Below are 25,811 nucleotides of genomic sequence, written 5' to 3' on the forward strand. Positions count from 1 at the left end.
GGGCTCCTCAGCAATCTCGAGGATACCCGGACTGCTGCGATCGGCGTGCGTCCGCCCGTGCGAGCGGCCCAGATCAGGTGGTCAGCTGCCACTCAGCGGTCAGATCTCCGAGCAGATCGGGCAGACGCCGCAGCAGCCTTCCTTCGGCCAATTTATCCGAGAAGGGCTCCGCCAGCACCGGTCTCGCAACGGCCTGATTCGCGGAAAGCTCCAGGTAACGAGGCAGTAGATCATTCGTTATGTAGGTCCACCGCGTGTCGCGGTCGGCCCAGTTGAAATTCGGCAGCGGCGTGCGCAGTGACATGGCGCCCGCGGTGAGGGTGGTGGGCGCGAACACACCCGGGGCTCGCACGCCAGGGACGGCGGCCTTACCGGCGACGGTGCTCACATAGGTCATGACCCGTCCCATGACGCCGCGACCGGAGGAGGTGGCATCCCACTGGTCGGCAATGATCTGGTTCTGCTCCCGGTCGGTCATGCGATAGGCGGCATCGGCCAGTCCGGCGGGGGTACCACCGTCGAGCGCGCGCCAGGCGGTGACGGCATTGTCGTCGAGTACGCCGGCCTGGAACATCTCCTCGACCCCGGCCAGGCCGTCCGCCACATAGGCCTCGTGCATGGGCACCTGATCGATGAAGATGTGCTTCTGCATGATCATCAGCCGAGTCTGGTACCAGGTCAGATCGTCGGCGGTGAGCCGCTCACCCTCGGTGCCCAGCGCCTTGATATCGGCGGGCAGCAGATTCAGCAGATCGGCGGGCGTGCCGCGCAGCAGATCGGCCACCGCGCCGCCCACCTGATGGATGCCCGGGACGCTGACGATATTCGCGACATCACCCATATCGAAGAAGCCCGAGGCGAATGATCCGCCCGCGAGCCCGGCGAGCCCGGTCCAGTAGAAATCCGGATGCTGATTATTGAGCCGCAGGTAGTTCACGTACACCTGGATGAAGGTGCGCGAATTCGCCGCCACACCGCGCGCCGGATCCCAGGCGGCCAGATCGATATCGGCATTCCGGGTGGCGACGGTCAGCCAATACTGGTGCAGCAGTGTGGCGTAATGCCGCGGCGCCACACCCGCGGCCCGCGCTTCGTCGAGGGCGGTGCGCAATTGTGCGGGGTCCAGCGGTAGGGCTGGATTCAGGCCGCCGCCACCGGAACCGTCGCCATTGACCGACGGCAGATCCAGATAGGCGGCGTAGGTGGATTCGGCGTGTGCCGCCGGTACCGCGACCAATCCCAGCACCAGGCAGGTCAGCAGCCCGGCGAGTCGGATCAGGCTCTGGCCGCGGTGCGGCCGGGCCGTACCGCGCGAGTACGGTCTGCGCGCGCCTCGTGGGAGTGGCCTGCTCGCGCACTGCCGCGTGCCGCCGGTGCCCTGCGCCATTGCGCCCCCTTGTGCAATACACGCCGGTCCGTTCGGGGCCGGCGCGAATGTAGCCTCTGTCACATCTCGGGCACCGTAGCAACGTGTTTCAGTTTTCAATCTACTTTTTCGGCCATCCCCGTGGCCGACCATCCCTACTCCATGCCCGGCTATCGCCAGGCGAACGGCACTTCGGAAGCTTCGGGCCGCGACGCTTCCCCGCGCCACCGCTCCGTGGCCACCGAAGGGCAATCGGTTAGCGGGGCGGGGCTGGAGCGACCTGGACCACCGACGTGGTCTGCGAACCGAAGTCGCCGGACCGCAACTGCGCCAGCGCAATCAGACCGGCGACGGCCAGCGCTGTCATCAGGGCGGTTACCGCGAGCGCCGCGAAACCGAGCTGCGCGCGCTGCACGCGAGTGATCGGGTGCGCGCCACGCGCGCGCCCGGCGCGGCGCGCCACGATGTGCGCCCGCCCGGCACGCGCGCGATCACGCGGTACGGGCTGCAGCCGCGCCCGGCACGGCTGCCGGTCTGCCGCGGGCCGCCAGACGCCGTGTGCGACGGGGGCGGGGGCACGGTCGGCGCGCAGCTCCCACGGGATGCTGCTGAAGCCGAAATCGCTTGCACGAGTGTCGAAATCGCTGGTCACAGTGCGCATCGAAGAATCCTCCATGCTGGGCTTGCCGGATAACTCTGGACAGTTGACTCGCTCATGTGTTCGAAGAACTGATGTTCGAATTTCTACCACGGCCGACCGACAATGTCGCGTATTTGCGCGACATGCGTCGAACAGATGTTTGATCAGTCCGGAGTCTCGGACTACAGTCAGTCACGAGCTTCCCGGACGTTCGGCAAACAGCGCCCGGGGACGAATTCCGGTGAGACACAGCAGTGAACGGAGGACTGCGGCGGTGAGCGAACACAGCGCTGTGGAGGGTGACAACGGTCCGGCCGACCAAATCGGGGACGGCACCGAGACATCCAGCCAGGGGGCGGATCTCACGGCCCGCCAGCGGCGAGTGCTGGATGTCATCCGGAGCTCGGTCAGCGACCGCGGGTATCCGCCCAGCATCCGGGAGATCGGTGATGCGGTAGGCCTCACCTCCACCTCCTCGGTGGCGCATCAGCTACGTGCGCTGGAACGCAAGGGCTACCTGCGCCGCGATCCGAATCGCCCGCGCGCGGTGGATGTCCGCGGGCTGGACGAAACCGTCATGCGCGCCGCAGCCGGTGCGCCGCAGCTGCGTTCGGTCCCGGCGGAGGTAGAGAGCTCGGCCGATCGTCCGGTGCCCATCTTCGTCCCGGTACTGGGCCGTATCGCCGCCGGTGGTCCGATCCTGGCCGAGCAGGCCGTGGAGGACATCTTCCCGCTGCCGCGCGAACTGGTCGGCGACGGTTCGCTGTTCCTGCTGAAGGTCGTGGGCCAGTCCATGATCGACGCCGCCATCTGCGACGGTGACTGGGTGGTCGTCCGTCAGCAGAATGTCGCCGAGAACGGCGATATCGTGGCCGCCATGATCGACGGCGAGGCCACCGTCAAGACGTTCAAGCGCACCGGTTCCACGGTGTTGCTGATGCCGCACAACCCCCTGTTCGAGCCGATTCCGGGCAATGACGCCCAGATTCTCGGCAAGGTCGTCACGGTCATTCGCAAGATCTGACCGTGCCGGACTGCCGTGGCCCGGCGCCCGCCCGCAGACCGGGCGCCGGGTCACGACACTCACCCCGAGCCGCCGTGCGCTACGAGACGGTTCCGCCCCAGACCGCATGTGCCCCGGAATCTCCGACGCGATAGGTCTGCAGCACCGCTGCGGCTCCCGCCGCCAGCGCGATCACCGCGACGAGCACCTTCACCGCTCGGCCGAGTGAGTTCCCCCGGCCCTCCAGCACCTGCATCCAGGCCAGCAGTGCGGCCGGAATGAGCAGCGGCGCAACAAAATACAGCATTTCCTCGCCGAGGTTCACATGGCGTTCGATAGCCGGCGTCGATCCCAGTCGCTGCTGCAGCCACTCCCCCGCATCTGTTGTCAGCGGCGTCAACGCGACGACCAGCACTGCCAACCCGGCCGCCGGCCAGATCCATCGACGCCGCGCCGCGGGCCAGATCGCACAAACGACAAGTAGCACCGCCGTCAATGGCACAAGAACGACAATGGCGTGCACCAGCAGCACATGCGCGGGCAATCCACTGATTGTCGACATTCGACTCCCCTGATTCGGCGGTCCGTTGTTAACCAGGACAACGTAAGAGGACCGCCGCGGGTTCGGATGTAGCGCGCCGCTATTCGGGCGAGTTCGGCGCCTGCACCCGGGTCATGAGTACGGTGGCGTCGATATCGTTCGACTGTTCGGGGGCCGAACGCCTGATGACAGTCGTCGCCGCATCGCTCTCCTGGTCGTGGTCGTGGACCACGGCAGGCTCACTGTGCGGCACAGGATCATTCGGCCGAGCGATATCGCCGAGTTGCGCCTGACCGGTCATCGGGACGGGTGTCTCGGGAAGGGTCGAGTTGATGGACCCCGGGAGCCCCGGCGCCGGATCTTCGGCCAGCACCGAATCGGCCAGGGTCGCGGGCGGCGTCGGGCTCGCGAAGCCGAGCATTTCGTACTGGGCGCCAATGGTCATGGCCACCGAGTCCTTGTCCGCGGCGATGAAGCCTTGATTGGGGCCGATCACGCGGCGCAGGGACTCCAGCCAGCGGTGGTCGAGCACGCGGCAATCGGCCCACGGGAAGTATTCCAGACCGGTCCGCAGGAAGAAGCGATCACCGATTCGAGCCTGGCGCAGCAGCTCCAGCAACCAGGCGTCGATGCGATTGGGCTGCGCATTGCGATAGATGCGCGTATGCGGCGGCACGGCAGCGCTCGCGAACTCTCCGAATGCACTCAGCAACTTCACAGGGAACTCATCGGTTCTGACAAATCCGACAACATCGAGCCCCTGCAATTGGTCCGGAAGCTGCGCCGCGGCCCGGCGCTCGTCATGCAGTTTGAACTTCCTGTTGATGTCCTCGGTGCGCATTTATCCCCGCTTTCCCGCCATACTTCCGGGAACCCTAGCATGAACCCAACCGTTTCAAATCCAGTTGGTCACCTGGCCAGATAGGCCCTGACCCGCACTTCCGCTATGCATCCGCAACACATATGCGCACCTCTGGCGGCCGTCCATCGAGTCGCCGAATATCAGGGCCGATAGCGTCCGGTGATGATCTCGCCCTGGGTCTCCAGACCGGGGTTTCCGTTTCCCCAGTAATTGCCGTGCGCCCACGGATCGAAGGGCAGCAGCGATCCGTAGGGCAGCGCATGCAGCAGCAGTAGATTCAGCTTCGCGCCCGCGGAGGGGAAGACGGTCGCGCCGAAATCCGGATCGACCGGATCGGTGCCGTGGATCCAGCGCGCATAGAACGACACCGGATCGGCCGGATCCGCGGTGGCGTAGACATGCTCGTGATTGTGTTCCACGGGAATGTCGTCCAGTCGCAACTCGGAGACATCGTGGACCTCCACGCCCGGACTGCCCACGAAGATCAGATTGTCGGCCGCCAGTGAATTGCCATGACCGGCAGCAATTCCCATGAGCGTGGTGCCGTAGCTGTGCCCGACCACGGTGAGGTCGGCGGGCACGCCCGCATGGGTGGCACGTAGGCCCGATTCGAAGCGGCCCAGGGCCACAGCGCCCTCGTCGGCGTACCGGCCCGAGAGCGCGTTTCCCAGTCCGGGCGGCGATTCGTAGCCGTACCAGGCGATGACGGATGTACGCGCCGAGCGGTCGGCCTTGGCGGCGGCGGCCAGCAGAGCGCGAGCACGACCTGTTCCGGTGCCGATACCGTCGAGCGACGCGCCGGTGCCGGGGACGAACGTGGCGATATTGCTCGCGGCGTCCGGATTATTGAGGGCGATCGCCCCGTGCCCGGCATTGTCGACACCGAGCAGATAGCGCCCGGCGCCACCCGCCGCATCGGTGGCGGCCTGGTATGCGGCCAACTGCGTGTGGATCTGCTGACGTTCAGCGTCCCAGCGGTGCAGCGCGATCCAGTCATGTGCGGTGTCCGGGAGGTTCTCCCGGCGCGCCCAGTCCGGATGCTGTGCGTCCAGGCCGCGCAGGTCCGATTCCGCGGCCGCACGGAGGCGTTCGAGATCCATCCGGTTGTAGCAGTCCCTGGCGACCGCCGGAATACCGTCCCGATTGCCGATCGCGGGGTCGAAGGCGAACAGTGCGTCCTGATCCGCCGGTGCGAGCGACTCCCACAGCGCGCGCAGGGCTTTCGGGTCCTCGGGCAGGAAGGCATCACCGTCCAGAACGGCGGCCACCCGCGTACTCATCGACCCGCCCTGCGGCGCACTGCGCAAAGCCACCAGCGCCTCGACGGCAGCGGTGAGTCGCTGCCCGATCGACTGATCGGTCTCGCCGGCACAGTCCAGCAGCGGCAGCAGCCGTGCCTGTAGAGCCAGTGCCTTCCCGTCGAAGCAGGCCTGCAATACGAGATCCAATACGGCATTGCCGGTATCGGCATGCGGCGCCGCGACCGTCCCGTCATCGGCGATCACGCATCCATTGGCCGCGGCCTCGTCATCGATATCGCGAACCGTCGCGCACACTCCCGCCAGCGCGGCAGCGTCGGCGAGCGCATCAGCGATATCGAGCACAGCCGCCCCGATATGGTTCGCGGTCAACTGGGAGCTCAGTGCGTGCAAGGCCGCCGCGGTAGCCGCCGCACCCTGCCACCCCGAGACAGCCGCATCCACATGACGGCCGGCCGCTCGCATGGCGCCCCCGAAACGCAGATTCCCTTCCACCACAGCATCACTCGCGATTCCGGCCGCCGCCGGATCCCACCCGCGCACCTGTGACATGGTCGCTCTCGACAACGCTCCCTCCCGGCTCCTCCCCGCCTGCAACCCCCCTCCGAAGACCTACGCCCTCCCCTGCAGATAACTGTCGAGCTGACCCGTGAACGCCGCATCGGTCTCGGCATAACTGCGCGCCCCATGCTCGGACACCTCGGCCAGCTCGACCAGTCGAGCGGCCATCCCCCCGAGCGCGGACCGCAACGGCTCCCTCACCCCTGCCGCCGCCGCGCCAATGGCCGAGTTCGGCATGGCCCGGCCGACTTTCGCGATCACATCCACCGGATCGATCCCCGCAATCGTCTCGGCCTCCACTCGCACCGCCGCCGCCATAGCCCGCAGCGCCTCCACATCGGCACGCAACATATCCCCCATGAACTCCCCTTCTGTCGAGCTCAACCCTAATCCGATCGCGCCCCGCCGGATCGGCCCAAACCGAATCTGTGGATAGCCAACCCGCTATCCACAGCCGGATCAGCCGACTAGCTGCCAACCGGCGCCGTAGTACGCACGGAGCATGAGCGCCGACACGTTGGATCGTCGGGATCCGTCGTCGAGTGGGCTTCGGCGGTGGGCTCTCTCGGCGTGTTGCCACCACCGGAGCCCACGCGTGCTCGTTGTAGCGGTGGGTCAGGCGGATTCGCGGTCGCGCCGGGCGGCTTCGCGGGCCAGCGAGCGGTCGCGTTGCTCCTCGAAGCGGATGACGTCCTTGGCGAGTTGATCCAGATGCGCGCCCAGGTCCTCGCGGATCTGTTCGCCGCGGGCGGTGAAGTCGGTGCGGTCGAACAGGTTCCATTGGCGCAGCACCGGCATGATCACCTCGTCGAGGTGCTGGCGCAGGTCGTAGATGCCGTGTTTGGCGAGGAGCACGCTATTGCGGCGGAAGTCGGGCATGCCTGCGCCGGGCATACGGAAATTGCGGATCACCTCGGCGATGGCTTCGATGGCGTCATCGGGGACCAGGTCCAGGGCCGCACCGCAGATATTGCGGTAGAAGACCATGTGCAGGTTTTCGTCGGCGGCAATGCGCGCCAGCATGCGGTCGGCGATCGGGTCTTCGCAGACGCGGCCCGTATTGCGGTGCGAGACGCGGGTGGCCAGTTCCTGGAAGGTCACGTAGGCGACGCCGTGCAGAACGGCGTGATCGCCGGTGCCGGTGGGATCGTCGACACCCTGCGAAACGCAGATCATCCGAGCGTGCTCCAGCGCGACCGGATCGACGCCGCGGGTGACCACCAGATAGTCGCGGATGGCAATGCCGTGCCTGTTCTCCTCGGCGGTCCAGCGATCCACCCAGGTGCCCCAGGCGCGGTCGCGGGAGAAGGACTCCGAGATCAGGCGGTGATAGGAGGGCAGATTGTCCTCGGTGAGCAGATTGGTGACCATGGCGGCGCGCGCGAGGGGGCTGAGCCTGGATTGCTCTGGGCTCCAATCGGTTCCGCCCATGGCCGCGAAATTGCGGCCCTCACCCCAGGGCACATAGTCGTGCGGGTGCCAGGTTTTGGCGAGGGAGAGGTGCCGGTTCAGGTTTGCTTCCGCAACCGGCTCGAGCTCGGAGAGTAATTGCACCGGGGTCATGGATTTCGCCACAGGCGTGGTCCTCTGTCTGCACTTGACGGCCGAATCCGTTGTCCGCGAGCCTACCCGGATCGTGCCTCGGCCGCCCGGCCCTGGAACAAGACGACCGTTATGCAGCAACGCGCCGACGCCGGACCCGATCCCGCAGCCGCGGCCGCGGTGCGAGCCAGGCGGCCACCTCACCGTGCCCGATCCGCTGATTGAATCGGCCGATCTCCCGAATGGCCTCGCGGGCATCGGGGAGGATATCGGCGGCGGCGTGGAAGACGTGGATTCCCTTGTCCCAGACCTGTACCCGGCATTCGACCCCGGCGGACGCGCAGCGCTCCGCCAGCTTGTCGGCATCGGCGCGCAGTACCTCGGTGGACCCGATCTGGATGAGCACGGGCGGCATACCGCTGAAGTCCCGGTTGACCGGCGACCAGAGCGGATCCAGTACGCCGTCCACGGCGAAACCCCACATGGCCGGAATCGCCAGCGCTTCACCGGAAAGCATGGGATCGACCCCATTGTTCGGGTGGGCGATCTTATCGGTGCAGTCCAGATCCGCCCACGGCGCAATGGCCGCAATACCGCCCGGTATGGGCAGTCCGCGATTCCGCGCCTCCAATGCGGTGGTGAATGCCAGCCCACCGCCGGCGGAGTCCCCCGCGAAGACAATGTGCTCGGGCTCGAATCCCTCGGCGAGCAGATGCCGGTACGCGGCGACGCAATCCTCGATGGTGTCGGTGATATGCGCCCACGGCAGCTGCCGATAGTCGACATTCAGCAGCGGCATACCGCTTTCGCGGGCAATGCGCGCCACAATGCGCCGATGGGTATTGAGCCCGCAGGCGACAAATCCGCCGCCGTGGAAGTAGAGGATGGCGCCATCGCGCAACCGCTCCGGGTCGACGGTATTGGTGTGCCACACCCATTCGGCTCGGAAGTTCTCGAATCGAACCGACCGGCGCCGGGTGCCGCGCGGCGGGACGAGCACCCGCGCGAGCGGATCGGCGAGTTCGATGGGCGCGAAGATTCCGGTGCGCCCGCGGAGCGGCCGCGTGCCGCCGAACCACACCAGGGTGTTCATACCTCGCCGAAGTGTGTTGTAGGACAGCGGATGTGCGATGCGCAGCGGCAGGCTGGCCCGGCGGCGCAGTTCGATGGTGACGGATTCCGGCGCACGGTCGAATGCGGCGTTCCGGGATTGAGCGGGCATCAGCGACTCCTCGATGAACCACGGGCCTGCAGCTGTGGTGGCTTGTTCCGAGATTACACTGTCCCAGACAGTAGGCCAAGACGGAGAGCCCCCAACCGGACTCTCCGTCTCGCCCCGGCTACTTGGCCGGGGCGGCCGGTTGGATCGCGGGCAGGCCGGGCAGGCCCGCATCCGGCTGCCCGGGACCGGACTTGGCGCCGATATCCTTGTACCCGAACACCTTCCACTGCCCGCCGACCTTCATGAGGTCGATGTACTCGGTCACCGAACCGGTGGTCGGATCGTTCTGGCCGGGCGCCCTACCGGTCAGCTTGACCACGGCGAGCACGCGGATCAGGGTGTCGTTCTGACTGATCACCGCCGCGTCGGACACCGCGCCGGACATGCTGGCGTTCGATTCCGCGAGCAGGCTGAGCAGCGCCTTCGTCTGGCGCACCTGCTCCTTCAGAGTATCCGTCGTGGCGGCGGTCATGGCGGCATTCCACTTCGCCATGCCCTTATCGTTCACGGCATCAACGGTGTAGGCGGTGGCCAGAAAGTCCCCGCCGACCTTCAGCGCCGCATCCCGGTCCGCCGACTGCGCCGCATCGGCTGCCGCGGTATGCCGAAGTTCGCCGCGCGCATCGGCGAAATGCCATGCGCCGAAACCTAACCCGGCCGCAACCACCACCACCGCCGATACCGCCGCCATGACCACCGGTAGCCGAACCCTGCCCCCCAACCGAATCCGAATGCCTCGCACTCGGCCCGAGGCCGCCCGCACCACCCCCTCCGGGCCCGCAGCCGATCCCTTCCTATCCCGCGACGAGTCCCTCTTTCCCACAGCCGATTCCGCCACGGTGCCCAGGCCCGGCGCCTCCCCGCTCGAGGCTGATTCGCGGGTATTCTCGGCCGATTCCGCGGCAGCGGCCTCCGACGCCTCGATGTCCTGGACCCGCTCCTCGGCGGCCACCACTGTCGGCTCTGGATTCTCTTCTGTCGTCATAGGATTCCGCCTTTCGCGGTCAGCGCGGGGGCTCGGCGGGTGCGGGGGCATCGGCAGTGGGGGCGGGTGCAGTGGGGGCAGGTGGTAGGCCGCCGGCGGGGCCGTAGCCCGAGACCTTCCAGTGCCCGTCCAGCTTTCGCATATCGACCAGTGCGGAGCTGTCGCTGGTGCCGGGTTCCTTGGCATCCGGGTCGGTGCGCCCGGTCGATTCGATGACGGCCAGCAGGGTGACCGCATCGCCGTTCTGGGAGACGACTCCGACATCCTTGACCGTGCTGTTCATTTCCAGATGCGCCTTGACCAGCTTGTCGAGTACTGCGCGCCACTGCCCGAGCTGGTCGTGCATGGAGTCGGTGGTGCTCGCCAGCACGGCGCTGTCCCAGCGATCCAGGCTGCCGTCGTTCACCGTGAACATGGTGGTGAGGAAGTCCGCCCCGGCCTTCGAGGCGGCATCACGATCGGCTGTCCGCGCTCGGTCGGCGCGCACCGCATCGGCGGCGTGCGCGCGAGTGAACGCGAAATACCCGCACGCCGTACCGCTTCCGCCGATCAGCACCGCGGCCGCCGCAACAGCCACGAGCAGTCGCCGCTTGGTCAGCTCCACTTTCTTCTGCATGCGTACCGTCTCCTATCGCGGCTGTTCGGGCTGGACCGGGACGGCGGGCCCGGGCGTCACCGGCGCTTGCGTCGCGGCGAGATCGCTGCGCAGGGCCTGATCACCGCGCCCGGAGTCGACAGCTTTCCAACTACCGCTGTCGCGCGAAACCTCCACCCACACTGCCGAAGTCGTCTTGACCGGGTCGGGCGTCTGGAAGTTCTGTGTGCTTTCGTCGATCTGCGCGACCACCTTCACACCCTGATCTGCCTGCTGCGTACAGGCCGCGTCGGCGATGGTCGCGGATTTGCGGAGCTTCCCGGCCTTGATCAGCTCGGTATTGTCCTGCGCCACTTTGGCGGTGGCGAAGTAGTCGTGCACGGGCCCGGTGGTGAGCGCCGCCATTTTCGTCGTCCACTCCTCCGGCGTGCGATAGTCGAAGTTATTGGCCGCCAACAGGAAATCGGTGCCGGCCTTGATGGCGGCGGTGCAGTCGGCCTCCTTGCGCCGATACTGCGCGAGTGTGGCGCTGAGCGAATCGTTCCGGTCCGACAGCTCCCAGTTCCGGTACGACATCACCCCCACCATCGTCGCGATGACCAGCAGCGCCGCCGCCAGCCCGAGCAGGGGAATCGGAATTCCCCTGTCACTCCATACTTTCCAGCGAGTCTCCATCCGTGCCCTTTCCTCGCTGTGCCGCTGTTACCTGTCCCGCGTGCCGCCGCTAGTGCGGTATGTCCACAAGCACGCGAAACCCCTTCCCGTCCGGGAATGCGGCGAGCAGCCCGTCCATGGTCTTGCCCAGATCCACATACGAGTTCTCCACCGGATCGAACAGATACGGCCGCAGCACCTCCAGCGCCGGTCCGCCCTTGCCGATCAGCGCTGTCAGATATTTCATGAGTCGCTGCCCCAGCGGAATGAACGGAACCACCTGTCGCCCACCGCTTTCCTCGGTAATGTTGATCAGCTGATCGAGCAGCACCGGCAGCTCCGGCAGCAGGGTGTGGGCGAGCCGATCGGCGCTCTCGCGCAGCAGCGTGAGCTTCGCGCCCGAGGATTCCGAGGCCGACGACGCCAGGAAGCCCAGCAGCCGCTGAATGAGTTCGCGGTTCTGCCGCAGGGTGGTCGCGAACATGCTGCCGGACTGCACGAGCTTCTGAATGCTCGGCCCCACATCCTGAATGGCGATATCCGCGCCCTGCAGAATCGAATTGATGGCGTCCGGATCGATCTGCGCCATCACCGACTGCACCCCGCCGAGGGCCCGCGCAATGGTCAGTGGCTGCACCACCTGGGCGGCCGGAACCACGCCGCCGTCCGAGAAGTACGGTCCCTGAGTCGATTTCGGTGCGAAGTTGATGTACTGCTCACCCACGGCGGACAGATTCGCCACCGTCACCACCGAGTCCATGCCGATGCGATAGTCGGCCTTGACCGACAGGCTCGCCAGCACCCCGCCCTCGGCTTTCGCCAGCCCGACCACCTTGCCGACCTGTAAACCGTTGAGCGTCACCGGTGAGGTCTGCATGAGACCGCCCGAGGTCGGCAGCAGCACCGATAGCGCGTAGGTGCGCGCACCCGGCCGGAATCCGAAGACGCCGTAGGTCAGGTAGGCCGAGGCGCCGACGGCCATGATCACCATCGCCAGCGCCGACACCAGAATCTTGCGGGTCATCGCACCAACCCCACCAATTTCAGGACCGGATTCACTCGATCGCGGAAGGCCTGTTCATTCGCCGCGACAATGCGCGCATCCGCGACCGGATCACCGGTGAGCAGCTCCGGCGGCGTCTGCGGCGCGATATCGGTGATGGTGAGGGACGGCAGCCCACGCGCCGACAGGAACGGGACGATCTTGTTCTGCAGCAGCGCGTCGACGGCGCTCAGCGTGCGCGGCACCTCGTTCGGCGTGGCGATCACGGCCTGCGCCAGCGGTGTCCACACATCCAGGAATCGGTTGATCCGATCCACGCGGGCATCGGTCTTCGGATCCGCCTTGTCGATGAGGATGTCTCCGGCGTACGAGGCCAGATCCCGCAGCGATTCGATGAAGTACATGATGTCGGGCAGCACCTTCTGCACCACGCCCAGCAGCACCGGCGCCTGGTCGAAGACGAAGCGCCACACATCATCCGCCTGCCGGAAGGTGTCCAGCGCCGCGGTCGAATTATTGAGGATGGCGCTCAACTGTCCGGTGCTGGCCCCGATCCGGTTGATGGCCACCGAGAACTTCGACATGAAGTCCTTCAGGTCACCGGAATCGGCCGGGAAGGCTTGATTGACGCTGCTGACGAAGCTCTGCACAAACGGAACATTGCCGCCGGTCACCCAGCTGACAACGGCCGTCATGTACTGCTCGACGCTGGTGGCCTGTTTGGTCTGGGTGATCGGAATGACGCTGCCCTGCGTCAGCATGCGGCCCGAATTCGGTTCCGGAATAGTCAGTTTCACGAAGGTGTCGCCGAACAATGTCTGCTGCGCCATTTCCGCCTCGGTCTCGGCGGGCAGCTTCACATTCCGGTCGATGGCCAGGATGGCGGTCGGCTGATAGTAGGGCTGCTGATCGGCGGGCAGTTCCGCTACGTGCGCATCCGGCCGTGGCCGCACGCTCACCGAATCGACCACACCGATCTGCGCGCCATTGAGTTCGACCTTGGTCTTGAGCGGCAACGACAGCACATCACCGAATTCCACCCGCACCTGATAGGTCGGCTTGCCGTAGCGGGTGCCGGGCAGCGGCATATCGAGCGGCCGCACCGCGCAGCTGGTCACCGACGCCACCGTCAGTACGCCGAGCAACACTGTGCGCCAGAGCCTTCCGCTCATGAATTTCATCTCCCACCGGCCGCGGACATGAGCAGCTGTACCAGGCCCAGATCCACGGTCTCACCGGGCGCGAAATCGCGATCGCACTGTGCGAACCAGGGTTTGGCCACCGCGCAGATATCCCGGGCCAGTGACGGATCGATCCGGAAACTCGGCGGCACGTACTGCAGCCGCCCCGCGCCCAGGTTCTCGTCGAACAGGTGCGCGGCGCCCTGTAGCGCGGGCGGCACCTCCTTGGCGAGATTCACGAAATCCTGTGTGTGATCCAGGATTCGGAAGATCACCGGCATGAGCCCGTCCAGGCCCGCCATGATCAGTCGTCCCCACTTGTAGACGAGCAGATTGGCCAGTGGCGGCACCCAGACCGAGATATCGCTGATGATGCCGACCAGATCGGGTCCGATGCGAGTGATGATATTCAGCGCATCGGTGGTGGCATCGAGCAGGAATTCGCCGTCACCGGCGCCCTGGTCGAGATTCTCGCTGATCTTGCGGAACTCCTTGAGAATCGCGCCCATCAGATAGTTGGCGCCGGCCGCGGAGTCGCCGAGAATATCGGACACATTGCGAATGGCGCCGTTGAGCGGGACCGCACTGTCGTGCACCTGGTGCGCGATCTCCTGCAGCGAGTCACCGAGCACATTCGGCGCCGGCTGCTGCAACGGTGCGTCGTGCGGTTTGCCGGTGAGGTCCTCGGACAGCGTGGCCACCGCCCGCATGGCCTCGGTGAATCCGACCGGAGTCTTGGTGCGCTCCTTGGGAATACAGTGCCGGTAGTCGAACGTACCGCCGCCGCTGTAGGCCGGTCCGAGCTCGACCCGGCGGTCGGTGACAATGGAATTGGCAATGGTGACCGCGCCCAGCTGCTGCGCCAGCCGCACCTTCCGGTCGACGGTCATCCGCACCAGCACCCCGTCGGCCTGCGGTTCGATATCGGCCACGGTGCCCACCTGGATGCCGAGCATGGTCACCTTATTGCCCTTGTACAGCCCGACGGCATCCCGGAATTCCGCGCATACGGCGAGCGGGGCCTCGGTGCTGTCGTAGTACTGCTTGCCGGTGACGGCCACGAACAACCCCATCACCAGCGCGACCGCGCCGACCATGGCCAGCACCCGGCCTTTGTGGCTGCGCGGGAACACCCGACCGCGAAAGGCCCGCAATGGATTTCGAACGCTCATCTCAGCACCCCGGCTTCCCGTGCGGGCACAGCGGTGTATCGGTGATGGTGGCCCCCGAATGGTCGACACGGACGTAGGGGTTGGCGGAGTTCTCGGCGAACCACTCGAGCAGCCGTGCGAGATCGGTGTTCATGCCCGCCAGCGCGTCCTTGTTGCTCACCAGCTCGGCGACCTCCTTGTCCATGGAGTCGTAGAGCGGATCGAGCACCGGTCCCAATTGCTCATCGGCGAACTTGAACACCGGGGTGATGTAGTCGAACGCGCGCCGGATCTGCGCGACCAGGGTGACCAGCCCGTCCCGGTTCGCCGCCACTACCCGGTACAGGTCGAGCACGTGCTGTCCGGCGAGCTGCAGCCGGTCCAGCTTGTTCATGATCGTCTCGAGGTACTCCTTCGAAACGTCCAGGGCGCGCGCGAATTCGGTGCGGCGCTGCGCCACGATCGCCGAGAGACTGTTGACATTGTTCAGGATTCCGTCGAGCGCCTGCGGCTGCTCCTGGAAGGCCCCGGCCAGTTTGCCGATGGTCTCGCGCAGCTTGCCGACATCGAGTGCGGACAGCGCCGGCGTCACATCCTCCATGGCGGCGGACAGGTCGTACGGCGTCCTGGTGTGCTCGCGCGGAATGATCTTGCCCGAGGCGGTGTCCGGCCCGGCGGGCTCGACGGACAGATAGCGGCCGCCGATGGGGGTGAGCAGCTTGACCACCACGTGCGAATCCACACCGACATGCACCTTGCTGTCGAGTCCGAAGGCGATTTCGGCATGATCGCCGACCAGCGTCACCGTGCGGACCTTGCCGAGCGAGATACCGGCGACGCGAACGTCATCGCCCACCCGCACATCACCGGAACTCTTGAATTCGGCGCGATACACGTTCTCGCCGAACGGAATCACGAAGGCGCCGACGGCGGCGACCAGCGCACCGACGGTCAGCAGGATGGCGACGATTCCGACCCGGAACTCGAACTTGTTCTGCGCGTGCGCGCTACGAATGATCAAGCGCGGGAGGCGGATTCGTGGCACTCGCAGCCGCTGCAGCGTCGCGGTGGCCGATGACAGGTTCATTTGCAGCCCTCCATGCGCTCGGTGCCCATGAGAATCGTGGTCGGAATGGGCAGCCCGCTCAGGCAGCTCCAGGTCTCGCCCGCCTTCGGTTCCAGCACCAGGGTGTCGAGCGTCTGCGCGGCCAGCGGCACCGCGGCCAGCGTCTGCCGGATGAAGCCGACCATGTCCGGTCCGAGCAGGGTGCTGTAGAGCCGGTCCATGCCGGGGAAGTTGTCGTAATAGATCCCGACCAGCCGGTCGAACAGCGGCATGGCCGCGTTCAAACCCGGAATCGCCTTGTCTATCAGGCTTTTCAGCGAATCGAGCTTGCCGTAGAGCAGATCGACCGTATCCAGGAGCTGGTCGATCATTCCGTCGATCTTGGGCGACTGCCCCTGAAAGCGGTTGAGCAGTCCGGAGAAGTTGTCGGCGAGCAGCGTCACCACCGGCTCCTGATCGGCGGCCACCGCGATGATCTGGTTCAGGCTGTCCATGACCGGACCCAGTCCGCGCCCGTCACCGGAGACCACCAGCAGCAGGTTCTCCAGGAACTTGTCCACCGATCCGGCCGACAGCGTGTCGAAGATCGGCCGCACGGCATCGAAAAGCTCTGAGATGTCGAAGGATCCATGTGTGCGCTCGATGGGAATCATGGAGCCGGGTGGAACCTTGTTGCCGGGCGCGACCTTCTGCTGCACGGCCAGATACCGGTCGCCGACGAGCGACGAGAACAGCACGGAGACTTCGGTATTGTCGTAGAGCTGCTGCCCCTCGGCGACACTGAACTGCACGTATGCGACCGTGCCGTCGAGTGCGATATCGGTGACCTTGCCGACCTGCACACCCGCCATGCGCACGTCCGAGCCCTTCTTCAGGCCGGAAACATCGGAGATGTGCGCGGAGTAGCCGCGGACCTGTCCCTTGACCGGGGTCTGCAGGGCCGTCCAGATCATGGCGCCCATGACGGCGATGACCAGGCTGACGATGATCAGCCGAACCGCCGCTGCGCTGACGGATTTCATCGATCACCGCCCGCGGCCGGTGCGGGTGCGCCGAACAGTCCCGGCGGTATCGGGAGCCCCGGTATCTGCGGCAGGCCGGGAATCACGGACGGCGCGGCGGGCACGGTCTGCGGCCCGGCCGCGACGACCGCGGGATCGCCGCCGAGATACGGCAGACCTGCGAGCAAGAGTTGCACCTGGAGCGAGACCGTCCCATCGGGATTGGCGACAAAGGATTTGTCGATCTGGTCGAGCAATTGCGGCAGCCGGGTATAGAAGCTGGTGAGCCCGCCGGCCGCTCCGCTGATCGGCTTCAGCACGCTCAGCACCGCGTCGACGACCTGGGTGAATCCGGGCTGCGGGAAGATCTTGATCGCATCACCGATGACCTGTCCGATCAGTGTGACGATCCCCTCGAGGTCCTCATGCCTGCCGGTGAGGAAGGCAATGCGCGACGCCTGCGCCCGGAAGGTCTCCAGCACGCCGCGGGACACCGGCACCAGGTCCGCGCTGAAGCGCGCGCCGTCCCGCATCGCCGGCCGCGGGTCGAGCCCGACCAGAATGTCGTCGCCGACCTTCATGCGCCCGAGATCGATTGCGGTGGCGATCATCTTGCCGATCCCGTCGGCGCTGCCTTCGAAATCGAGCACCGCGCCGATGCGGCCGAGCGGACCGGAATCGATCTTGCCGAGCTGCTCGCCGACCATCCGGATGACCGAGGTGACGGTGACCGTCATGGAGTCCTTGGACAGCGTGATGGTCGCGCCACTGTGCAGCGGTGCGCCCCGGGCGCCGAGATAGAACAGTTCGAGCGCGGTCATGCCGAGGGTATTGGAGGATACGAACCGCGCCTGCACATTGTCGGCCAGGAACTTCGCATTCTCCGGATTCACCGACAGCCGCACGAACTGGCGCTGCGCGCCCTGGCTCTCCACCTTGCTGACCTGGCCTATGCGCAGCCCGTCCATCTTGACGTCGGCGCCCTCGACAATGCCCTCCCCGACCTGTTCCGCCTCGATATTCACGGTGAAGGCAGGCGTGAATCCGCCCTTGATGTAGGTGGCGAAGACCAGCGAGATCACCGCCAGCACCGCACCGCCCACCAGCCCGGTGAGCAGTAGCTGCCACGGCTTGGGACCCCGCCCGTCGACGGCCTGATACTTGGCAATTCCCATGGGCTATCCCGTAATTCGAATATCGCTGACGAACATGCCCCACAGCGCGGTGGTGAGCATCAGGTCCAGCACGACGATGAGCACCAGGCTGGCGCGAATGGCACGCCCGGAGGCCACACCCACACCCTCCGGGCCGCCCGAGGCGTAGAAGCCGTAGTAGGAGTGCACCAGGATGACCACGACGACGAAGACAATGGCCTTGAACAGCGAGAGGAAGATGTCCTTCGGATTCAAGAAGGCCTGGAAGTAGTGGTCGTAGGTGCCGCCGGCCTGTCCGTGGATCACCTTGATGAAGAAGGCCGTCGCGAAGTAGCTGCACGAGAGTGAGGCCAGGTACACCGGGATCACGATGAGCACACCGGCGATGACGCGAGTGGTGACGACGAACGGAATCGGTTCCACCGCAGTGGCTTCGAGGGCGTCGATCTCCTCCGATATTCGCATGGAACCGATTTCGGCGGTGATGCGGCAACCCGCTTGCGCCGCAAAGGCGATGGCGGCGATGAGCGGAGCCAGCTCGCGGGTGTTGGCGAAGGAGGAGATGAATCCGGTGAGCGGGCCCATACCCAGCATATCCAGCAGCCGGAAGGCTTCGATGCCGATGGCCGCACCGGTCATCAGGCCCATGAAGACCACCACACCGACGGTCCCGCCGCCGACGATGACGCGGCCGTTGCCCCAGCCGATGTCCATGAAGACGACACCGATCTGGCGGCGATAGCGGTGGATGGTGCGCGGGACGGCCCGTAATACGTGATAGGCGAAGGCGAATTGGTGACCGAGCCCCACAATGGGAGCGAGACTGTTGGCCGCGCGGGTGAACGAACGTGCCCCCAGCGCCCGGTATTTCGATGGCAGAACCATTCAGAGCCCCATATTGTCCGGAAACCAGATCGTGAGCAATTGGGTGATGAGCACATTCGCGGCGAAGGTGATCATGACGCCGAGCACGACGGTCGCATTCACGCAATCGGCCACACCTTTGGGGCCGCCGGAGGCCTCGAAACCGCGCTGGCTGGCGACCAGGACGACGAGGATTCCGAAAATGACCGTCTTGATGACGGCGATGAGCAGATCGCCGGTACTGGCAAAGGCCGCAAAGGAATTGAAGAAGGCACCGGGAACCCCGCCCTGTATCAGCGTCATCATGTAGATGGTCGACATGCCGACGAAGACCACGAGAATGCACATGAGCGGGCCCACGATGAACATGGCGGCCAGCCGCGGGGCGACTAATCGGTGATTCGGATTGATGCCCAGGGTGCGAATGGCGTCGATCTCCTCGCGAATCTTGCGGGCGCCCAGATCCGCGGCGACCGCGGCCCCCACCGCACCGCCCATGAGAATGCCCGAAATCATCGGGGCCGCTTGCCGAATCACGCCCAGCCCGCCAGCCGCACCGGCCTGCGAGGTGGCTCCGACCTGGGCCGCGAGGGATCCGGCCTGAATCTGGATGATCGCACCGAGCGGAACCGAGATGAGAATGGCGGGCCAGCCCGACACGCTCATCATGAACCAGGCCTGCGTGAGAGTTTCACGCCACGGGTGCTGGAGTTTGACGATATCGCGCACCAGCCCGTACATGGAATCGACGGTCAGCAGCACCAATCGGCCGAACGTTCCGATGGAGCCGAGCAGCGTATTCCAGGCCCACAGCGCCAATCCTGCGAATGGGCGCAGTATCGGCGGGATCGACTGCCGCAGTGCGGGTTCCGGTGCCGCGGTCTCGTCCGGCTCCGATTCCGGGTCGGCATGCTCTGCCACCTCGAGTCGCATATCTGAATCCTCCCCGCCACACTGTCTGAGACAATGTACCCAAATCGAGTAGAGCTGTCTGCGGTTTGCGCCATTCGATGAACGCCTACGGCGTCCACCACTCGACCACGGCCTGGACAGCAGGGTCACCGCCGTTACGCGCAATAGTCAGCGCATTCCGAGTCACCTGAACGGAAACTCCCGCACCCACTCCGGCCCAACCGCCACCCTGGGCGGCTGCGCCGGTGCGGATCGGCGTTCCGGTGGCCAATTCGTATGCCTTGAAATAGGACCCGCACACCACGAAGAGCGTGGACTCGGTACTGCCGACGGCCGTGGCCCGATTCCACTCGTCGCAGCGCGCTGATACCCCGTCGCCGCCGTACCAGCCGTACTGATCAGCAGTCCGATTCACGAAGTCCGGTAGCGCGCTGGTCGGCGCCGCCGTATAGCCGGCACCGTCCGGGAGCTGCGCCGGAATCGTTTCCGGCGCAGTGACGACCTTGGAGGTGGTTGCCACACTGCGCGTCGTCGGCACGAGCGCGGTGGTGCTCGACGCCGGCGCCCGCGCGACCACGATGATCGGTGGCGGCGCTCCGAAGTGCGCCTGAAACCACAGTGCCGCAGCGGTTCCGGTGGCGATGAGCGTCACCGACACCGCCAGTCCCGCGATGTACGCGGACGCCGCTCCCCGCGGTCGGTGCAATCTGACCACCCACCCCTCCGCGCGCCTCGCGCTTGATAAAACTGCACTACCGACTCAGACAGTTGTTAACATACTGTGACCCACGACCCAAAGCAACGCCGATTGCGATCGCGATCACATGGAGGGGACATGAAAGTCAGTCCAGGAACGGCACTCTCGCTTACCACAGCCGGAGCACTACTGTCTCTGACACTTACCGGGTGTGGCTCCGGAAACGTCCGGAGCAGCGATGTCACTATCACCATCGCTCCCACCACCACGGTCGCCGCCACCGTCAGCGGCGCACTCCCGACGCCGCTCACCGCCGATCAGCTGAATACGCAGCTGCAGAACCTGTTCGGCAAAGGCCGCCAGGTGACCGATGATCAGCGACTGTCGATTGTCTCGGGTGGCGAGAAGTTCCGCGGTGACCTGCCCGAACTCCAGAAGGCCATGTCCGAGAACCCGAATGCCACCTTCGGCGTGACGCCGGGCTCGGTGGTGCTCAATGGTGATGTGCTCGAGGCCGACTTCTGGCTGGACAAGGACGGCAATGGCAATCGCCGCTCGGCGCCGCTGAATCTCAGTGCGGTGAACGGGGAATGGAAACTTCCGGTCAGCGAGATCTGCGGAATCCTGGCTCAAACCGACTACAAGTCGCCCGCCTGCGCCTCCTGAGCGCGGGATCCCGAGGGGAGATCCGATCGTGTTCCACTGGATAGGGCGGTGGACATACCGCGCCCGCTACACCGTCATCATCGGATTCATTGTGCTGATGGGGGTTTCGGGCCTGTACGGGCTCGGATATCAGGACAAGCTGACCGCACAGGGCTTCTTCGACGACACCAGCGAATCGGTGGCCGGCACGAAGCTGGCCGACACCACCTTCGGCCGTGACTTCGACGGCGATGTGATCGCGCTGTACACCGCACCCGCCGGCAGGCATATCACCGATCCGGATATCGAGGCGTCCGGGCGGGAGCTGACCCGGAAGCTGTTGACCGACTACCGGACTCAGATCAAGGATGTCAGCGGCTACTGGAACGGCAGCCTGGGCAAGACCCGCTTCATCGACGATTCCGAGACCCGCGCCTTCGAGAGCATCGGACTGCAGGGCACCGGAGATCAGGACAGCGTGGATTTCTACCACCAGATCAAGGACAAGCTGGCGATTCCCGGTCTGGACCTGCGCATTGCCGGGCGGGTGCCGGTGGCCGACGCGGTCGGACTGACCATGCAGGCCGATATCGAGCGCATGCATCTCATCGCCCTGCCACTGGTGGCGGTGGTCCTGTTCTTCGTCTTCGGGGGCGTCATCGCGGCCGCGCTGCCGCTGATCATCGGCGGGCTCACCGTTGCCGGGGCCTGGGGTGTGATGAAGGTGCTGACCGGATTCATGCCCGTGCACCAGTTCGCCGATGCGGTCATCTCACTGATCGGGCTCGGACTGGCCATCGACTACGGATTGTTCATGGTGAGCCGGTTCCGGGAGGAGATCGCCGAGGGCCGCTCCACGGAAGAGGCCGTGCGCATTACCGTTTCGACCGCCGGACGCACCATCACCTTCTCGGCCACCATCATCGTGGTGTGCGTGGCGGGCGTGCTCATCTTCCCCATGACCTTCCTGCGTTCGGTGGCCCTGGGCGCGCTGACCGCCGTGATTCTCGCTGCGCTGCTGTCGATTACGGTGCTGCCCGCCATGCTCGGCGTGCTCGGCCGGCGGGTCGACGCCTTCGGGTCGAAGCGCTTCTCGCGGACCCGGACGACCGCGCAGATCGACGCCTCGTTCTGGTCGCGGCTGGCGACCTGGGCCATAAAACGGCCTGCGCTGCTGGCATATCCGATCATGCTGGTGCTGCTAAGCCTGATCCTGCCTTTCCTGCATGCGCAATACGCGGGACTGACCGAGAAGTATCTGCCGCCGGAAAATGAAACCCGTTCCGCGCAGCAGAGTTTCGATGCGGTGTTCCCCACGGAGCGAGTCTCGCCGATCAAGCTCGTGATCGAGGGCGCGGATCGGCCGACGCTGAGCGCGATTGTGGCCGCCGCCGATCAGACATCCGGGCGCACCGCCGATTTCGAGCAGCCGTTCGCCAACGGGGTGGCCGCGCCGGGCGTGAACGTCAAGGTGTACACCTCCGGCCTCACGGATCCGAAGAATGCCGATGACGTGATCGCGCGGCTGCGGGCCATCTCACCACCGGCGGGCGTGACCATGTACGTCACGGGTCTGCCCGTGCTGGAACGTGATTCGATCCACGGCGTCATTCACCGACTGCCCTGGCTGCTGGGCATCCTGGTGCTGGCCTCGTTCATCATGATGTTCCTGGCGTTCGGATCGTTCGTGCTGCCGCTCAAGGCGGTGCTGGTGAGCGCGCTCAGTCTGACCGCCACCCTCGGGTTCCTGTCCTTCGTCTTCTACGACGGGCACGGTGCGAAACTGCTGAACTTCACGCCGCAGCCGCTCAGCTTCCCGGTGCTGGTGGTCATCATCGCGATCATCTTCGGCCTCTCCACCGACTACGAGATCTTCCTGATGTCGCGCATGGCCGAGGCGCGGGCGCGCGGCGCGTCCACGCGGGAGTCGATTCGCTACGGCACCGCGCACACCGGCGGCATCATTACCGCGGCCGCCCTGGTGCTGATCGTGGTGACCGGCGCCTTCGGCTTCTCGGAGCTGGTGCTCATGAAGTACATCGCCTACGGCATGATCGTCGCGCTCGTCCTGGACGCCACCATTATTCGCATGCTGCTGGTGCCGTCGATCATGACATTGCTCGGTGACCGCTGCTGGTGGGCGCCGCGGTGGGCCAAGCGATTGCATGCGCGAATCGGACTCGCCGAATTCGACGATCACCCAGCGCCGGTGCGCCCGGCGACCGCAGACGTCCCGGTATGAGTCGTCCATTTTGGGAGGTTTCCTGCCCCTGATTCCGGGCAATCGGGGACGGTCCACCCAATTCCTCCAGTCCGGCAGCACCCCTGTTGCGCTGGAAGGGTGGCCGACCGAGCCCCGGGCACGTTAACCTCGGGCATCACCTCTGCGATGCACAGTTCAATTCCCGCGTCCGCGAACCAAGGAGAGCAGATGGTCCCGGCCATTCCCGCATCAGCGAGAAAGGCGCTCCCCACAGTCGTTTTCTCGGTCGTGGTGATCGCCGCCGCCATCTGGCAGCACGCGACGGTCGCGGCGGGCATGCGTGCCCTGCTCGGCGCCGATCCGCGCTGGCTGGCGCTGGCGGCCCTGGCCACCCTCGGCCTCTGGCCCACCTCGGTGTGGATGCTGCGCGGATCCATTCCGGCACAGCCCTCCGCACGCCGGCTCTTCGCACTCCAACTCGCCGTGCCCGCGATCGGACTGGTACCGGCCGCCTCACTGCTCATCCGGCTCCGATTTCTGCGCCGGGAAGGTCTCAGCCACAGTGCCGCGGTCGCCTCGATGACGCTGCTGGGCTTCGCCGCGCTGGTGGTGCGGATTCCACTGGTGATCATCGCACTGCTGGCCACACCCAGTCTGGTGCGGCGGACCGGGTCCCAGTCACCCTGGCACGATCTGGGCGCGCGGACCTCGGCGTGGTGGCATCACGCCACCGAAAGTCCCTGGCGCACAGGGGCTGTGGTGGCGGCAATACTCGTCGTCGTCGGCGCGCTTGCGGCATTCGGAGTGGTGACAGTCCGTCGCCGGGTGGCGGCCCGCGGTGGCTGGCGGGAGCTGGCGCACCGGGTCCGTTCCGGACGGACGGATGCGGAATTCGCGTGGAAGTCGGTGGCGGCCACCGCGCTCCGGCCCGGCCGCGCCGCACCGCTGTGGGTTGCCGCGCTGGTGCAGCCGTTGCTCATGGTGGTGGCGCTCTGGGCCGTGCTGCATGCCGTCGGCGCCGATCTGAGCCTGGCCGATACCTTCGTGGTTCAGCTGGTCACGGTGGCGCTGGGCCCGCTGCTGCCCTCCCCCAGCGGGGTGGCGGCGAAGGAGATCACCCTCGCTGCCGGACTGACGGCCATTGCCGGACTGACCGGCGGAGTGGCGGTCGCGGTGGCCCTGGGGTTCCGGCTACTCACCTTCTGGTTCCAGATCCCGCTGGGATTGGCCTCTTTCGCCTACCTGAACCACCGCCGCGCCATCTGAAGGTGTCAGCGTGCACTATCGGAGAGTGCAGCTCAGGCCGGAGTGCAGGTGATGGTCGAGAACTTGGCGGTTCCACTCCACATGGTCTTCGCCTGGCCCTGCGCCTGGCGCACACCCTGGGTCGCCGTCACCGATACGGTCGGCAGCGGATCCCCAGCCCAGGTCTGCGCGGTGCAGCTGTAGTTGACCGCGATACCCGGGTGGGACGGCAGCGCCTGCGCGGGCGCGGTCCCGGCCAGAGCGAACACCGGCGCCACCGCCAGCACCGCCGCGGGCAAACCGATCAGAAACCTCACACTCACAATGTCTCCTCGCGCACTATCGGGGCAATCGAGCAATCAAGCAGCCAGATTCTCGCACGGTAGCCCCGCTGCCGCCGGTTGGTCGGGAGATCAGGTTCCCGAGTAGGCATCGGCGAGAGCGGCGGACGTGGGGAACAGGTGGGTCAGGCCGAATCGGCCCAATCCCTCGACCGGGACGCCGTGCCGTTCGACGATTTCGGCGAGCACGCCGGGCGCGGCCGCCGCGCCGACCCTGTCCATCACCATATTTCGGACACCGGCCTCGTGCGGATCCCACGCCTGGCCACCGAGCAGCCGTTGCACCCGGGCCACCAGATGCAGCAGACCTTCGATTCGCGGCAGGTGCGCGAGCAGCAGCGGCTGACCCGAGGCGTCCGCGCTGATTTCGATGACACCCGGATCACCGTCCAGCGACACCGTGCGCCGGTAATGCTCCGCGGTGCCGTGCTCGAGGCCGCGGACGGCGGTCCGGGCGAGCTCGCTCAACCGCCGATCCAGCTGCACCGGTTCGGGCAGCGGGACCCGGAGTACAAGACCTCCGTCCGCCACCAGCCGATCGGCCCGGCGCCGCCGGGCACGCAATTGCTGTGGCGTGGCACGAAAGATCTCGGCCATCACCCGATTGAACTGGCGCAGGCTGCCGAACCCGGCGGCGAAGGCGATATCGGTGACCGGGAGATCGGTGTCGTCCAGCAGCCGCCGGGCGAAATGCGCGCGGCGGGACCGGGCCAGCTGATCGGGCGTGGCGCCGACCTGTTCGCGGAACATACGGCGCAGATGCCGCTCCGAAACCGCCAGTCGCGCTGCGAGATCGGCCTCGCTACCGGTGTCAAGCACCCCGGAGGCAATGAGATCCACAGCACGGCAGACCAATTCGGAAGAATTCGACGGCCTCCGGTCGCCGCGATACGGACGGCACCGATGGCACGCCCGGAAGCCCGCGGCCTCGGCGCCCGCGGCCGAGGCGAAGGACACCACGTTCTCCGAGAGCGGACGGCCAGGGCACGGCGGCAGGCAGTAGATGCCGGTCGTGACAACTCCCTGGAACGTGTCCATACCCCCGAGTCTGCTCGCGCCGCCGCGCCCCGGCCAGCCAGATTCGGACACGTACGTCAGCATGTCCGAATCCGGCGAGG

Annotated in this window: 26 protein-coding genes; 4 read left to right on the top strand and 22 right to left on the bottom strand. The window is 66.1% G+C overall.

Translation table 11 applies throughout. The features are described 5' to 3' along the window. Positions 1-73: 73 nt before the first annotated feature. The gene (locus ABZX86_RS07980) at positions 74-1,387 is read right to left on the bottom strand and encodes a hypothetical protein (RefSeq protein ID WP_355121170.1); all 1,314 of its coding nucleotides are present in this window, start codon (positions 1,385-1,387) and stop codon (positions 74-76) included. 235 nt (positions 1,388-1,622) lie between these two features. After that, a complete protein-coding gene (locus ABZX86_RS07985) occupies positions 1,623-2,027 on the bottom strand; it encodes a hypothetical protein (RefSeq protein WP_355121172.1) in 405 nt (134 codons plus the stop codon). A 301-nt stretch (positions 2,028-2,328) separates the two neighbouring features. On the opposite strand from ABZX86_RS07985, the gene lexA reads away from it, so the two are divergent. Beyond that, positions 2,329-3,030, top strand: coding sequence for a transcriptional repressor LexA (lexA, locus tag ABZX86_RS07990; protein ID WP_355121327.1), 702 nt, complete (start codon positions 2,329-2,331; stop codon positions 3,028-3,030). Positions 3,031-3,109: 79 nt separating this feature from the next. Here the strand turns inward: lexA and ABZX86_RS07995 are convergent, their stop codons facing one another. The 18 genes from ABZX86_RS07995 to ABZX86_RS08080 all read right to left on the bottom strand — a co-directional run bounded on the left by ABZX86_RS07995 (position 3,110) and on the right by ABZX86_RS08080 (position 20,277). Beyond that, on the bottom strand, positions 3,110-3,571 hold the full coding sequence (locus ABZX86_RS07995; protein ID WP_355121174.1) for a DUF2231 domain-containing protein: 462 nt from the start codon (positions 3,569-3,571) through the stop codon (positions 3,110-3,112). A gap of 79 nt (positions 3,572-3,650) precedes the next feature. Further along, entirely contained in the window at positions 3,651-4,391 is a 741-nt protein-coding gene (locus tag ABZX86_RS08000) for a hypothetical protein (protein WP_355121176.1), read from the bottom strand. Between the two features lie 161 nt (positions 4,392-4,552). Further along, positions 4,553-6,238, bottom strand: coding sequence for an alpha/beta hydrolase (locus ABZX86_RS08005; protein WP_355121178.1), 1,686 nt, complete (start codon positions 6,236-6,238; stop codon positions 4,553-4,555). Positions 6,239-6,283: 45 nt separating this feature from the next. Beyond that, positions 6,284-6,592 (bottom strand): hypothetical protein, encoded by a 309-nt coding sequence (locus tag ABZX86_RS08010; RefSeq protein WP_355121180.1) that lies wholly within the window; start codon positions 6,590-6,592, stop codon positions 6,284-6,286. A gap of 255 nt (positions 6,593-6,847) precedes the next feature. Next, entirely contained in the window at positions 6,848-7,807 is a 960-nt protein-coding gene (locus tag ABZX86_RS08015; protein WP_355121182.1) for an acyl-ACP desaturase, read from the bottom strand. A 97-nt stretch (positions 7,808-7,904) separates the two neighbouring features. After that, positions 7,905-8,996 carry an alpha/beta hydrolase gene (locus tag ABZX86_RS08020; protein ID WP_355121184.1) on the bottom strand — a complete coding sequence of 364 codons (1,092 nt, stop codon included), beginning with the start codon at positions 8,994-8,996 and terminating at the stop codon, positions 7,905-7,907. Between the two features lie 118 nt (positions 8,997-9,114). Beyond that, positions 9,115-9,981: a hypothetical protein gene (locus ABZX86_RS08025; protein WP_355121186.1), complete on the bottom strand. Its 867-nt coding sequence runs from the start codon at positions 9,979-9,981 to the stop codon at positions 9,115-9,117. A 19-nt stretch (positions 9,982-10,000) separates the two neighbouring features. Beyond that, on the bottom strand, positions 10,001-10,597 hold the full coding sequence (locus ABZX86_RS08030) for a hypothetical protein (protein WP_355121188.1): 597 nt from the start codon (positions 10,595-10,597) through the stop codon (positions 10,001-10,003). Positions 10,598-10,609: 12 nt separating this feature from the next. Next, positions 10,610-11,251, bottom strand: coding sequence for a hypothetical protein (locus tag ABZX86_RS08035; protein WP_355121190.1), 642 nt, complete (start codon positions 11,249-11,251; stop codon positions 10,610-10,612). A gap of 49 nt (positions 11,252-11,300) precedes the next feature. After that, a complete protein-coding gene (locus ABZX86_RS08040) occupies positions 11,301-12,254 on the bottom strand; it encodes an MlaD family protein (protein WP_355121192.1) in 954 nt (317 codons plus the stop codon). Continuing rightward, positions 12,251-13,405, bottom strand: coding sequence for an MlaD family protein (locus ABZX86_RS08045; protein ID WP_355121194.1), 1,155 nt, complete (start codon positions 13,403-13,405; stop codon positions 12,251-12,253). Before ABZX86_RS08045 ends, ABZX86_RS08040 begins: the two co-directional genes overlap by 4 nt. 5 nt (positions 13,406-13,410) lie before the next feature. After that, entirely contained in the window at positions 13,411-14,586 is a 1,176-nt protein-coding gene (locus ABZX86_RS08050) for an MlaD family protein (RefSeq protein ID WP_355121196.1), read from the bottom strand. A gap of 1 nt (position 14,587) precedes the next feature. Then, a complete protein-coding gene (locus tag ABZX86_RS08055) occupies positions 14,588-15,652 on the bottom strand; it encodes an MlaD family protein (protein WP_355121198.1) in 1,065 nt (354 codons plus the stop codon). After that, positions 15,649-16,653 (bottom strand): MlaD family protein, encoded by a 1,005-nt coding sequence (locus ABZX86_RS08060; RefSeq protein ID WP_355121200.1) that lies wholly within the window; start codon positions 16,651-16,653, stop codon positions 15,649-15,651. Before ABZX86_RS08060 ends, ABZX86_RS08055 begins: the two co-directional genes overlap by 4 nt. Continuing rightward, complete coding sequence (locus ABZX86_RS08065; protein WP_355121202.1) at positions 16,650-17,807, bottom strand: MlaD family protein; 1,158 nt, start codon at positions 17,805-17,807, stop codon at positions 16,650-16,652. Before ABZX86_RS08065 ends, ABZX86_RS08060 begins: the two co-directional genes overlap by 4 nt. A 3-nt stretch (positions 17,808-17,810) precedes the next feature. Then, positions 17,811-18,671, bottom strand: a complete 861-nt coding sequence (locus tag ABZX86_RS08070) for an ABC transporter permease (RefSeq protein ID WP_327145081.1) — start codon at positions 18,669-18,671, stop codon at positions 17,811-17,813. After that, on the bottom strand, positions 18,672-19,583 hold the full coding sequence (locus ABZX86_RS08075; RefSeq protein WP_355121204.1) for an ABC transporter permease: 912 nt from the start codon (positions 19,581-19,583) through the stop codon (positions 18,672-18,674). An 85-nt stretch (positions 19,584-19,668) separates the two neighbouring features. After that, positions 19,669-20,277, bottom strand: a complete 609-nt coding sequence (locus tag ABZX86_RS08080) for a hypothetical protein (RefSeq protein ID WP_355121206.1) — start codon at positions 20,275-20,277, stop codon at positions 19,669-19,671. A gap of 120 nt (positions 20,278-20,397) precedes the next feature. On the opposite strand from ABZX86_RS08080, the gene ABZX86_RS08085 reads away from it, so the two are divergent. The 3 genes from ABZX86_RS08085 to ABZX86_RS08095 all read left to right on the top strand — a co-directional run bounded on the left by ABZX86_RS08085 (position 20,398) and on the right by ABZX86_RS08095 (position 24,373). Then, positions 20,398-20,925, top strand: a complete 528-nt coding sequence (locus ABZX86_RS08085; protein WP_355121208.1) for a hypothetical protein — start codon at positions 20,398-20,400, stop codon at positions 20,923-20,925. A 28-nt stretch (positions 20,926-20,953) separates the two neighbouring features. After that, entirely contained in the window at positions 20,954-23,146 is a 2,193-nt protein-coding gene (locus ABZX86_RS08090) for an MMPL family transporter (RefSeq protein ID WP_355121210.1), read from the top strand. A 189-nt stretch (positions 23,147-23,335) separates the two neighbouring features. Beyond that, positions 23,336-24,373 carry a YbhN family protein gene (locus ABZX86_RS08095; RefSeq protein WP_355121212.1) on the top strand — a complete coding sequence of 346 codons (1,038 nt, stop codon included), beginning with the start codon at positions 23,336-23,338 and terminating at the stop codon, positions 24,371-24,373. A 32-nt stretch (positions 24,374-24,405) separates the two neighbouring features. Here the strand turns inward: ABZX86_RS08095 and ABZX86_RS08100 are convergent, their stop codons facing one another. Together ABZX86_RS08100 and ABZX86_RS08105 are read right to left on the bottom strand one after the other, a co-directional pair. Further along, positions 24,406-24,675, bottom strand: coding sequence for a hypothetical protein (locus tag ABZX86_RS08100; RefSeq protein ID WP_355121213.1), 270 nt, complete (start codon positions 24,673-24,675; stop codon positions 24,406-24,408). A gap of 90 nt (positions 24,676-24,765) precedes the next feature. Next, positions 24,766-25,731: a helix-turn-helix domain-containing protein gene (locus ABZX86_RS08105; protein ID WP_355121215.1), complete on the bottom strand. Its 966-nt coding sequence runs from the start codon at positions 25,729-25,731 to the stop codon at positions 24,766-24,768. Between the last annotated feature and the right edge of the window lie 80 nt (positions 25,732-25,811).

Source organism: Nocardia sp. NPDC006630, assembly GCF_040611495.1.
Lineage (GTDB): Bacteria > Actinomycetota > Actinomycetes > Mycobacteriales > Mycobacteriaceae > Nocardia.